Source organism: Lutibacter litoralis (assembly GCF_014646675.1).
GTDB classification, from domain to species: domain Bacteria; phylum Bacteroidota; class Bacteroidia; order Flavobacteriales; family Flavobacteriaceae; genus Lutibacter; species Lutibacter litoralis.
This window is the reverse complement of record NZ_BMNS01000002.1, coordinates 38,024-49,581: the sequence shown is the minus strand read 5'-3', so window position 1 is coordinate 49,581 and position 11,558 is coordinate 38,024. Positions and strand designations below refer to the sequence as shown.

Sequence of the window (11,558 nt, the reverse complement as noted above, 5' to 3'; positions counted from 1 at the left end):
TTGACAGCAACGGTCTATTAGCTTTTCGATTGCACTAAAGGAAACTAAATAGTTGGTTAATCATAAATCTATGTTCAAAGAATCTAATAAGTAAAGAAATGAAAATAATAAAAGTGCATAAAAAAAGCTGTTTAAAATTTTTAAACAGCTTTTGTATTATGTTGAATTATTTATAAATTAACCATTCATAGAGATTAGAAACTCTTCATTTGAATTGGTAAATTGAATTTTATCTTTAATAAATTCCATTGCTTCAACAGGATTCATATCAGCTAAATATTTTCTAAGAACCCACATACGTTTAACTGTCTTAGGATCTAATAATAAATCGTCTCTACGTGTACTAGATTTAACCAAGTCAATTGCTGGATAAATTCTACGGTTTGCAATATTCCTTTCTAATTGAAGTTCCATATTACCAGTACCTTTAAATTCTTCAAATATAACTTCATCCATTTTAGAACCAGTTTCAGTTAACGCAGTAGCTATAATTGAAAGAGAACCTCCGTTTTCAATATTACGTGCAGCTCCAAAAAAGCGTTTTGGTTTGTGTAATGCATTGGCATCAATACCACCTGATAATATTTTTCCTGATGCTGGAGCAACAGTATTATATGCTCTAGCTAAACGTGTAACTGAGTCTAATAGAATAACTACATCGTGACCGCATTCAACCAATCTTTTTGCTTTTTCTAAAACTATATTGGCAACTTTAACGTGTTTTTCTGCAGGTTCATCAAATGTAGAAGCTACAACTTCTCCACGCACGCTACGTTGCATATCTGTAACCTCTTCTGGACGTTCATCTATTAATAAAATGATTTGATAAACTTCAGGATGGTTTGATGCAATTGAATTCGCAATATCTTTAAGTAACATTGTTTTACCCGTTTTAGGTTGCGAAACAATCATACCTCTTTGTCCTTTTCCAATTGGACAAAATAAATCCATAATTCTAGTAGATAGGGTACTTCCTTTACCTGCTAAATTAAACTTCTCTTGTGGAAATAGAGGTGTTAAGTGTTCAAAAGAAACACGATCTCTAACTACATTAGGGTTTAATCCATTAATTTTAGAAACTCTAATTAAAGGAAAATATTTTTCACCTTCTTTTGGAGGTCGAACTACTCCTTTAACGGTATCTCCAGTTTTTAAACCAAATAATTTTATTTGAGATTGAGATAAGTAAATATCATCTGGAGAAGATAAATAATTATAATCAGAAGAACGTAAAAAGCCATAACCATCTGGCATCATTTCTAAAACACCTTCACTTTCAATAATCCCATCAAACTCATAATCAGGATCTCTATAACGGTTTCCGCTTTTGCGCTGCCCTTTATTAGTATTTGATTGTTGTTGATTATTTTGTTGTTTGTTCTGATTTGGGTTTTGTTGTTGCTTCTGCTTGTTTTGCTGATTTACTTGAGGTTGTTTTTGCGGAACATGCTTAGCTTGAGGTTTGTTTTTTGGCGCATTTGGTTTATCAGTTACTTCGGTAACTTCCTGTTTTACTCCCGACTCCGTTTTTTGTTTCGGTTGCGCTTTAACTACCTTTCTAGGTTTAGGTTTTGGCTGAACAGCTTTTGCAACAATTTCTTTTGGTACATCTTGCTTAACAACTTCTTTAATTTCTTCTTCTTTTTTTTGTGTTTCAGAATTTAAAGGTTTACTATCTTTAGCAGGATTAGTCGCTTTTTTTACAATTCTTCTTCGTTTTGGCTTGTTATCACTAGGTGTAGATTCTTTTTTAGTGATTTTTGAAGGGTTTGAAGCTTGTATGTCTAATATTAAATAAACTAAATCTAATTTTTTTAATTGACTGTATTTTTTTGCTCCAATAGTTTTTGCTATCTCCTGTAATTCAACAAGAGTTTTCTCCTTTAGTTGGGAAATTTCAAACATTATGTTAATTTGTAATTAGTGTTAATATGTATATATTAAATATTGTGTTTTTTAAAACTATATTATTGTGAATTAAACTAAGTGGTGATTCTTTGTTTTAGTTGTAGTTGGATTGTGTTGCTAATACAATTGATTGCAAATATATAAAAATATTTCACATATTAATATTTAAATCTTTAAAAATAAAACGTATTTTTGTGCTCCATTATTATAATTATGATTCAAAGAATACAAACTATTTATTTATTATTAGCAACTTTATTGTCTGGGGGAGGTATTTTCCTTTTTAATTTATGGACTGTTAATGAGGGAATTAATTTTTTTGTTATGGATTCTTTCAGTTCAAATAATACATTATTAATTATAATGGCAGTATTATTTTTTCTATCTGCTACATTAACATTTGTTGCCGTTTTTCAATTTAAAAAACGCCAATTACAATTTGTTTTAGGCAGATTAACTATTTTGACCAATTTTATTTTATTAGGTATTCTCGTATATTTTTCACAAAACTTATCTGGAGAAATTAATGTTTCTGAGAAGGGTATTGGGTTGTTTATTCCAATTTTAACAATAGTATTAGTTGTTATGGCTAATAAAGCAATTAAAAAGGATGAAGAACTTGTAAAATCTGTTGACAGATTGCGTTAATCCTAACATCTTAGTATATTTAGTGCAAGGAAAACCATTTTAATTTTTATTAAAATGGTTTTTTGCTTCTAACGGTTTTTAGTGATGTAAAAATATCACTATATTTAAGTATAGTTTTAACGTTTTAATAATAATATATTTGAGAAGGGAAAATTATGAGAAAGATCAAAGTTCATATTGCAGATGATCATCAATTATTAATAGATGGTATTGAAGCAGTTTTATCCTCAGAAGAAAATATTGAAGTTGTTGGAAGTTCTCTCAATGGTGAAGATGTTTTAGATTGGTTTGCTTCGAATGAAGCTGATATCTTAATTTTAGATATTAATATGCCTAAGATTGATGGAATTGCTGTGCTGCAAAGTTTTTTGAAAAACGGTATTCAACAAAAAGTTATTGTGCTATCAAGCTATGATGATACGAAACTTATTAAAGAAGTGTTGAAAATTGGAGCAAGTGGGTTTTTAGCTAAAAAATGTGCTGGGGAACATATTGTAGAAGCAATAAATGCTATTTATTGCAACAAACAATATTTTAGTGAAAGTGTAAAAGATAAATTATTATCAACTTTTACTAACAATCTTTCGAGCATTGAAGAGATGTCTAAGGAAAGTTCATTTTTTAGTTCATTAACTCCAAGGGAAACAGATGTTCTTAAATTAATTTGCAAGCAATTTAATTCAAAGGAAATTAGTATAGCACTTCATATTAGTACTAATACTGTTGAAACCCATAGAAAAAATTTAATTAATAAATTAAAAGTAAAAAATGTTGTTGGTTTGGCAATCTATGCCATGAAAAATAATATTGTTTAATTTTTTTTAATATTATTTCATAAATGCTTTATGGTACAAAATATTCTAAAAAGGATAGCGATTATTACAATGAGAAAAGATCAACTTACTTGTGGCAGGAACGCTGTTGGAGACCTTTAAATAATATTATCACATGAAATTTATAAAACTCATAATTTCTTTAATCACTTATTTAACAGTAGTTAATTCCACTATTTTTGCTCATAATTTGTATGTTATAGATTTAAAAAAAATTGAAAATAAATTATTAGATTCTGATGAAGAAGTTTTAAAAGCAATAAAAGCGTTATTAGAAAGCGGAAATTCTGAAGAAGCTTTAGAAAAATTATACTTGTTTATAGAAACAGCTGAGGAAAATAATGAACAGCAATTAATTATAGATGGAAACCTGTTGTTAGCAGATATTTTTCGTGAACATGGAGATTATAAAAAATCGACTGAAATGTTCGATAACTTAATTCCTTTAGTTTTAAATGATGCTAAAAATTTACAATATATCTATTTTAAAAAAGGTGGAAATTTTCAATTAGACAATCAAATAGATTCCGCTAAAGTTAATTATGAAAAAGCAATATTAACGGGTAAGGATGTTAAAAAAAATGAAAATTTAAAAGCTAAGATATTTGCTAATTTATCGGGTGTATATTATTTAAAAGGCGATTATGATAAAGCAATTGAAAATTATAAAATTGCGGCTAACTATCAACAGATTTTAGGAAATAAAGAGATAGAGGCTGGAATTTTAAATAATTTAGGAGGTGTTTATTATATGCAAGGAAAATTCACGGAAGCTCTTGATGTTTTTCAACAAGCATTTAATTTAGTAGGCTATGGACAAGAGGATTTGCAAAAACAGACAAGAAGTCGTTCTTATATAAATATGGCATATGCTTATAGTGGTTTAAATAATTTCAAAAAAGCTTTTGAATATCAAGATAAATTTTTTTCGTTAAATGATTCGTTACAACAAGAACTCAAATATAAAGAAATTGCATTAATTCAATCCAAATATAGCGTAGCAACAAAAGAGAAAGAGGCAGAAATAGAAAAGGTAAAAAGAAAAGATGCCGAGGTATTAGCTTATGGATTAGGCTTTGCAATTTTAGTGCTTTTATCTGGAATTTACGCTTTGTATAAAGTATATAAGTTGAATAAAAAAAATTACGCATTGCAAATTAGCCAAGAGCAATTATTAAATCAAAATAAAATTGATAACATAAAAAGCAACTTACAAGCTAAAATTTTGGCAGCTACTTTAGATGGAAGATTAGAAGAACGAAAAAAAATAGCAAACGTATTACATGACAATGTAAGCGCATTACTTTCTGCAATAAATTTGCATTTATACGCTAGCAAAAAGAAAATTAAAGAAGAAATTCCTGTGGAAATTGAAAAAGCACAAAGTATTTTAGAAGAAGCTTCAGAACAAATTAGAGATTTGTCGCACAACTTAATTTCTGCTGTACTTTTAAAATTCGGTTTGGGTTATGCTGTTCAAGATTTATGCGAAAAATTATCAAATTCTAAAATAACTTTTACAAGTAGTGCTAAAAACATTGAACGTTTTAATCAAAATTTTGAAATAAAAATGTTTAATATTATTAATGAGCTTGTAAATAATATTATTAAACATAGTAAAGCCAAAAATGGAACAATTAAATTAGAACAGCTAAATGGCAATTTACAAATTATTGTTTTTGATAATGGGATGGGGTTTGACATGAATGAAATTGAACTACAAAGCGGAATTGGTTTAAGTCAAATTAAAGCTAGAATAAAAGTTTTAAATGGCTTATTAAATATAAAATCAAACAAGGAAGGAACACGAATCTATATTTCGATACCAATAGAATACTAACGTTTTTCTAATTCAATAATTTCTAAATTAGTAATGTTTCCTTTATCAATTTCAAAACGAAGCATTGTTCTAATGTTGTGAAACCCATGTTTTCCAGCTGCACCAGGATTTAAATGAAGTAGATTTAATTTTTTATCATAAATAACTTTTAAAATATGAGAATGACCACTTATAAAAATTTTAGGTGGGTTTCTAGTTATTTCTTCTTTAATTCTTATATCGTACCTTTTTGGGTAGCCACCAATATGTGTCATCCATACAGCAACTCCTTCTAGTTCAAATTTATTATCTAAAGGAAATTCATTTCTAATTATATTGTTGTCAATATTTCCAAAAACAGCTCTTACTGGTTTTATGTTTGAAATGGCGTCCGTAATTGCTATATCTCCAATATCGCCTGCATGCCAAACTTCGTCTGCCTGATTTACATATTTTAATATGGTATCATCAATATAGCTATGTGTATCGGAAAGAAGTAGTATTTTTTTCATGAACTGTAAAAACTTAAACTGGTAAATATCCCTTATATTTGCACCTCCAATTAAAATTTAAAAGCTTAATTGGTGGCAGCAACAAAATTAGCATTTCAATTGAGATATTTTATAGAAATAACATATAAAGGTACAAATTATCATGGCTGGCAATTTCAGCCCAATGCAGTTACAGTTCAAGAATTAATAAATAATGCATTTTCGTTAATTTTTAAGAAAAAGATAGATGTCTTTGGAGCAGGAAGAACTGATGCAGGTGTGCATGCAGAGCAGTTATATGCGCATTTAGATGTAGAGAAAGATATTGATATTGATGAAGTTATTTATAAACTAAATTCATTATTGCCAAAAGATATTGCTATTCTAAATATTTTAAAAGTTACTGATGAAGCACATGCACGGTTTAATGCTGTAAGTAGAAGTTATCAGTACCGTATCTATTTTGGTAAAAATCCTTTTTTAACGGATGTAACTTGGCAAGTTATTAATAAAAAGTTAAATGTAGATTTAATGAATGAAGCAGCTAAAATTTTGCTAACTTACACCAACTTTAAATGTTTTTCTAGATCGAATAGCGATGTAAAAACGTATAATTGTGATGTTTCAAAGGCTGTTTGGGTGCAAGAAAATAAATCGTTAATTTTTCATATAACAGCAGATCGATTTTTAAGAAATATGGTGCGAGCCATTGTTGGTACTTTAATTGAAGTTGGGACAGGAAAAACAACATTAGAAGAATTTAAAAAAATTATTGAAAGTAAGGATAGAAAAAATGCAGGTCCTTCTGCGCCAGCGCAAGGATTATTTTTAACTGAAGTAAACTATCCAAAAAATATATTTATAAATGAGTGAAAAAGTTACAGGCAAAGCTTTTGATTTAAACATCTTTGGCAGGTTAATGTCTTTTGCAAAAATATACCGTTGGGAGTTTATTATAAGTACTTTAGCGGCAATATTACTTTCGTTGGTTTCTGTAGCGAAACCTATTTTATTACAAGAAATTGTAAACACCTATTTTGAGAATAAAGATAAAGAGGGTATTTTATTTTTCTCATTGCTAATGGTCGCTTTTTTGGTTGCCGAAGTATTACTTCAATTTTTATTTATCTATAAGGTAAATTGGTTAGGACAACATATTATTATGGATATTAGAGTGAAATTGCAAAAGCATATGTTGCAATTTAAAATGGCTTATTTTGATAAATCCTCCGTTGGAAAATTAGTTACCAGGTTGGTTTCAGATACAGAAACCATCGCACAGTTTTTTGGACAAGGGTTGTTTATGATCATAAGCGATTTATTAAAAATGTTGGTGGTTGCAATTGTTATGTTATTTATGAATTGGAAATTAGCATTAATCGCTTTTATAATTCTGCCAATAATGATTTACGCTACTAAATTATTTCAAATAGCTATAAAGTCTGCTTTTCAAGAAGTAAGAACTCAGGTGGCAAATTTAAACGGATTTGTGCAAGAGCGTGTTACAGGTATGAATATTGTGCAACTTTTTAATCGTGAAAAATTAGAATATGAGAATTTTGTAAAAATTAATGAAAAGCATAAAAAAGCACATGTTAGAACCGTATGGTATTATTCAATATTTTTTCCAATTGCAGAAATTTTAACATCCATTGCTGTCGGTTTAATGGTTTGGTTTGGTGGTTTGGATATTGTAGATTCAGGAATTACAAATGCAGGTGAAATTATTGCTTTTATAATGATGTCTCAAATGTTGTTTAGACCGTTAAGACAAATTGCAGATAAATTTAATACACTTCAAATGGGAATGGTTGCTGGTGATCGTGTTTTTGAAGTGTTAGATACTAAAAGTCAGATTGATAAAACAGGAAATGTTGAAGCAACTAATTTCAGAGGTGATATTGCATTTAAAAATGTTCGATTTAGTTATATAAAAGGAGAAGAAGTTTTAAAAGGGATTTCTTTTAACGTTAAGGCTGGGGAAACCGTGGCAATTGTTGGTGCAACTGGAGCAGGAAAATCAACTATAATTAATTTAGTAAACCGGTTTTATGAAATTAATGAAGGAGAGATTTGTATCGACAATCATAATATTAAACAATATACATTACAATCGCTAAGAAATCAAATTGCGGTTGTTCTGCAAGATGTGTTTTTATTTTCAGACACCATTTTTAATAATATTGTGCTTAATAAAGAAGGGATTACTTTAGATGATGTTAAAAATGCTGCTAAAGAAATTGGGATTCACGAATTTATTATGAGTTTGCCAGGAGATTATAATTACAATGTAAAAGAGCGCGGTGCAATGCTTTCTTCTGGACAACGTCAATTAATTGCTTTTTTACGTGCTTATGTAAGTGATCCGAGTGTGTTAATTCTAGATGAAGCAACGTCTTCTATAGATTCTTATTCTGAAAAATTAATTCAAGAAGCAACTGATAAAATTACCAAACATCAAACTTCTATTATAATAGCACACAGATTAACTACGATAAAAAATGCTGATAGAATTATTGTAATGGATAAAGGTGAAATTGTAGAGCAAGGTTCTCACCTAGAATTGTTAGAAAAAGATGGCTATTATAAAAACTTGTATGATATGCAATTTGCTAGTGAAGTTGCTTAATAACTTGAAAAGGTTATAAAGTTGAAAAGGTGCGTAGGGACAAAGTTTCAAATTTTTACAACGGCTGAGCGCGGTTACTGAGCGGAGTCGAATTAGCGTCGAAGCCATTCTTAAAGATGTTGAAAAATTCAAATTAGAAAGTATAAAAAAACGTCTTTGCGAGGAGTTTTATAAAACGACGTGGTAATCTCATTTTTTGAAGTTAGAAAGTTATAGCAACTTATTAATTAAAAATACTTATTTTTAGCTACCAGCTAACAAAACTAATTCAAATCATAACGAATCTTTTCAACCAATTCATTGTAATTTTTATAGAGTACAAATTCTCCATCTTTTATATACGATATTTTTCCAGTTTCTTCAGATACAGCTAAGCACAATGCATCTGTTTTTTCTGTAATACCAATTGCAGCGCGGTGTCTTAAACCAAAGCGAGAGGGCAATTGTTTTTTGGAAAGTGGTAAAATAATACGTGTTGCAATTATAAAATTATCTTTTACAATCATAGCGCCATCGTGCAAAGGACTATTTTTATAAAAAATACTTTCTAAAATAGGCTGGTTTATTTCTGCATACATAGTATCTCCAGTATTTTTTACAAAATCTAGATTATGAGTACGCTCTAAAACAATTAAAGCTCCAGTTCTTGCGGCAGCCATAGATTCGCACGCGGCTACAATAACTTCTACATTCATAGTAGTATGAATTTCAGTGTTAAGAAATTTTAGTTGTTTTAAAAAGCTCCGTTTATTTGTAAAATTTGTAGATCCTAACATTAATAAAAACTTCCGAACCTCTGGTTGAAATACAATTAAAATTGCAATTGCTCCTAAACTAATTAAAGTACCCAATAAGCCACTAAGCATTTCCATTTGAAGTGCTTGGGTTACTTTCCAGATTAACACAATTAGTGCAATACCAATAAATATATTTATAGCTACTGTTCCTTTTAATAATTTGTAGATGTAATACAGTAGCACCGCAACCAATACTATATCTAGTGCATCAAGAAAGTTAAAATCTAAAAAATCTAGCATTGGAATTGTTTTTGGTAAAAATATAAAAAAGATTGCATACTAAATAACTAATCGCAACCGCAATCTGGAACTTTTGCTGGATCAAAAATAAATTCTATAGTATTGATTAAAATACCAGGGTTTGAAATTGATTTTATAAGCGTTAAATAATATAAATAATCTTGATACAATAAATCTTGATTAAAGTTTAAATGAAGCATTGTTTTAGCACCTTCTGAAGAGAAATCTATAAATTCCAGTAAGGTAGTTGTTAGTTCTCCGTCTTCCATTTTAGCATCATTAATCCATGTGTTTTTCGGATTAAAAGTTAGGCTTATATTGTTGTAATTAAAATAGTTGTCGCTATTTTTTTTAATGTACGTTTTAGATAAAACGCTGTCTTGTTTAAAAACTACACCATCAAACTTAATAAATGATAACTTGTCTGAAATAGTATCTGCATAGCTAAAATAATCGAATCGTCCTTCTTTAGAATGGATGCCATTCGCGTGTTTGTATTGAAATTTAGTAATAGATGGAATAATTGCTTTTAGGGGTAATTTTCTATCGATGTTATAAATCCAATGTGTTGAACTTATAGTGTTCTTCCTATTTATATTAGCAATAGTGTCGTTGTTTTTAATTTCAAAAAACATCCATATTTGAGAATGATCTTGCAGTTCTTGGATTCCTTTTACCGCTAACACTGGAACTTTGAGCTCTTTTTTGTTACAGCTTAGTAGTATTGTTGAGATAAATATGAATAAGAGTTTTTTCATTTTATTAAGTCTATAATTTTAATTGATTCGACAGCTTCTTTTACATCGTGAACCCTTAAAATATTAGTTCCTTTTAATAATGCAATTGTATTAACAACGGTTGTAGCGTTTAATGCTTTTTTAGGTGTAATTTCTAGCGGTATATAAAGCATAGATTTTCTAGATACACCGGTTAAAATTGGTGTTTCAAGATTTTTAAACAGGTCTAAATTTTTTAATAATGTATAATTTTGTTCTATAGTTTTACCAAATCCAAAACCAACATCTGCAATAATATCGTTTACACCCAAGGCGCGTAATTCGTGTATTTTTTTAGAAAAATAATATAAAATATCGGTGACTACATTTTTATAAGTTGGGTTTGCCTGCATAATTTGCGGTGTATCTTGCATATGCATCATAATATAAGGTACTTGAAGTTTTGCAATGGTTTTAAACATTGTGGGATCCATACTTCCTGCCGAAATATCATTTATAATACAGGCGCTATGTTCTATACATTTTTCTGCAATGTTACTTCTAAAAGTGTCAATTGAAATTAGTATTTCTGGAAATTCTTTTACTAATGTTCTTACAACAGGTAAAATGCGTTCTAATTCTTCTTGTTCAGAAATATGTTTAGCTCCTGGACGCGATGAATATGCACCAATATCAATAAAAGTAGCACCCTCAACAAGCATTTTCTCAACTTGAGCAATAATTGCTTTGTCATTTTTGTATTTTCCACCGTCAAAAAAAGAATCAGGAGTTATATTTAAAATTCCCATTACTTTTGGTGAAGTTAAATCGATTAAAGTGCCGTTACAATTAATTGACTTCATTGTTTTACCACTTTATTTATAACTTCTGTTTGCATTGGAGCTTTATAGCTAAACATTTTCGCCAATAAGTCTTCTGTAGAATCACTAATAATTAGCATTTCTTTGTTAGATTGTTTTAAATACCCTTCCGTTACCATAACATCTAATTGTTTGATTAAATGATTAAAAAAACCATTGGTGTTTAAAATTCCCACAGGTTTTTGCTCAATACCTAGCTGACTTAATGTAAGTGCTTCAAAAATTTCATCTAAAGTACCAAATCCACCAGGCATGGCAATATAACCATCAGCCAATCGGCTAATTTTAACTTTCCGTTTACTCATTGTTTTGGTAACAATCATCTCGGTAATATTTGTATGAGCCACTTCTTCGTGGCGCAATAATCCTGGAATTACACCAATAACTTCGCCTTTTTTTGCAATAATTGTATCAGCTATAACACCCATCATTCCAATTTTTCCCCCACCATAAACCAATCCAATATTATTATCAGCAAAATACAGACCAAGCTTTATGGCATCATTTTTATAAACTTCATTAAAACCAAGGCTAGAGCCACAAAAAACGGCAACTTTCTTCATTATTTTATAATTGATTTTTTAATTCATTAAATT

General features: G+C 29.2%; 11 protein-coding genes. 5 read left to right on the top strand and 6 right to left on the bottom strand.

All coding sequences use genetic code 11. The features are described from left to right. Nucleotides 1-177: 177 nt before the first annotated feature. Nucleotides 178-1,905 (bottom strand): transcription termination factor Rho, encoded by a 1,728-nt coding sequence (gene rho, locus IEW75_RS03020; RefSeq protein ID WP_134247557.1) that lies wholly within the window; start codon nt 1,903-1,905, stop codon nt 178-180. A gap of 216 nt (nt 1,906-2,121) precedes the next feature. Here rho and IEW75_RS03015 point away from each other — a divergent pair, with 216 nt between their 5' ends. From IEW75_RS03015 to IEW75_RS03005, 3 genes are all read left to right on the top strand, one after another. Further along, the gene (locus tag IEW75_RS03015; protein ID WP_134247558.1) at nt 2,122-2,556 is read left to right on the top strand and encodes a DUF4293 domain-containing protein; all 435 of its coding nucleotides are present in this window, start codon (nt 2,122-2,124) and stop codon (nt 2,554-2,556) included. A 155-nt stretch (nt 2,557-2,711) separates the two neighbouring features. Then, nucleotides 2,712-3,371 (top strand): response regulator, encoded by a 660-nt coding sequence (locus tag IEW75_RS03010; RefSeq protein ID WP_308423298.1) that lies wholly within the window; start codon nt 2,712-2,714, stop codon nt 3,369-3,371. A 133-nt stretch (nt 3,372-3,504) separates the two neighbouring features. Continuing rightward, nucleotides 3,505-5,229 carry a tetratricopeptide repeat-containing sensor histidine kinase gene (locus IEW75_RS03005; protein WP_134247560.1) on the top strand — a complete coding sequence of 575 codons (1,725 nt, stop codon included), beginning with the start codon at nt 3,505-3,507 and terminating at the stop codon, nt 5,227-5,229. Here IEW75_RS03005 and IEW75_RS03000 read toward each other — a convergent pair. Beyond that, on the bottom strand, nt 5,226-5,720 hold the full coding sequence (locus IEW75_RS03000; protein ID WP_134247561.1) for a metallophosphoesterase family protein: 495 nt from the start codon (nt 5,718-5,720) through the stop codon (nt 5,226-5,228). The two genes, IEW75_RS03005 and IEW75_RS03000, sit on opposite strands and share 4 nt — an antisense overlap. 72 nt (nt 5,721-5,792) lie before the next feature. Between IEW75_RS03000 and truA the strand changes: the two genes are divergently transcribed. Together truA and IEW75_RS02990 are read left to right on the top strand one after the other, a co-directional pair. Continuing rightward, the gene (truA, locus tag IEW75_RS02995) at nt 5,793-6,572 is read left to right on the top strand and encodes a tRNA pseudouridine(38-40) synthase TruA (RefSeq protein WP_308423297.1); all 780 of its coding nucleotides are present in this window, start codon (nt 5,793-5,795) and stop codon (nt 6,570-6,572) included. Beyond that, the gene (locus IEW75_RS02990) at nt 6,565-8,328 is read left to right on the top strand and encodes an ABC transporter ATP-binding protein (protein ID WP_134247562.1); all 1,764 of its coding nucleotides are present in this window, start codon (nt 6,565-6,567) and stop codon (nt 8,326-8,328) included. The genes truA and IEW75_RS02990 overlap by 8 nt, the downstream gene beginning before the upstream one ends. A 263-nt stretch (nt 8,329-8,591) precedes the next feature. On the opposite strand, the gene cdaA is transcribed toward IEW75_RS02990, so the two are convergent. Genes cdaA through IEW75_RS02970 form a run of 4 tightly spaced genes read right to left on the bottom strand, consistent with a single transcriptional unit; the run spans nt 8,592 to nt 11,525 of the window. Continuing rightward, nucleotides 8,592-9,365 carry a diadenylate cyclase CdaA gene (gene cdaA / locus IEW75_RS02985; RefSeq protein WP_134247563.1) on the bottom strand — a complete coding sequence of 258 codons (774 nt, stop codon included), beginning with the start codon at nt 9,363-9,365 and terminating at the stop codon, nt 8,592-8,594. A 47-nt stretch (nt 9,366-9,412) separates the two neighbouring features. Beyond that, a complete protein-coding gene (locus tag IEW75_RS02980; RefSeq protein ID WP_134247564.1) occupies nt 9,413-10,123 on the bottom strand; it encodes a hypothetical protein in 711 nt (236 codons plus the stop codon). After that, entirely contained in the window at nt 10,120-10,944 is an 825-nt protein-coding gene (gene folP, locus IEW75_RS02975; RefSeq protein ID WP_229714384.1) for a dihydropteroate synthase, read from the bottom strand. The genes IEW75_RS02980 and folP overlap by 4 nt, the downstream gene beginning before the upstream one ends. After that, on the bottom strand, nt 10,941-11,525 hold the full coding sequence (locus IEW75_RS02970; RefSeq protein WP_134247565.1) for an LOG family protein: 585 nt from the start codon (nt 11,523-11,525) through the stop codon (nt 10,941-10,943). Before IEW75_RS02970 ends, folP begins: the two co-directional genes overlap by 4 nt. Nucleotides 11,526-11,558 lie beyond the last annotated feature (33 nt).

Coding starts and splice junctions, on each gene's coding strand:
- cdaA (WP_134247563.1), bottom strand. CDS start 9,365: ATGCTAGATTTTTTAGATTTTAACTTTCTTGATGCACTAGATATAGTA.
- IEW75_RS03005 (WP_134247560.1), top strand. CDS start 3,505: ATGAAATTTATAAAACTCATAATTTCTTTAATCACTTATTTAACAGTA.
- IEW75_RS02980 (WP_134247564.1), bottom strand. CDS start 10,123: ATGAAAAAACTCTTATTCATATTTATCTCAACAATACTACTAAGCTGT.
- IEW75_RS03015 (WP_134247558.1), top strand. CDS start 2,122: ATGATTCAAAGAATACAAACTATTTATTTATTATTAGCAACTTTATTG.
- IEW75_RS02970 (WP_134247565.1), bottom strand. CDS start 11,525: ATGAAGAAAGTTGCCGTTTTTTGTGGCTCTAGCCTTGGTTTTAATGAA.
- IEW75_RS02990 (WP_134247562.1), top strand. CDS start 6,565: ATGAGTGAAAAAGTTACAGGCAAAGCTTTTGATTTAAACATCTTTGGC.
- IEW75_RS03000 (WP_134247561.1), bottom strand. CDS start 5,720: ATGAAAAAAATACTACTTCTTTCCGATACACATAGCTATATTGATGAT.
- rho (WP_134247557.1), bottom strand. CDS start 1,905: ATGTTTGAAATTTCCCAACTAAAGGAGAAAACTCTTGTTGAATTACAG.
- folP (WP_229714384.1), bottom strand. CDS start 10,944: ATGAAGTCAATTAATTGTAACGGCACTTTAATCGATTTAACTTCACCA.
- IEW75_RS03010 (WP_308423298.1), top strand. CDS start 2,712: ATGAGAAAGATCAAAGTTCATATTGCAGATGATCATCAATTATTAATA.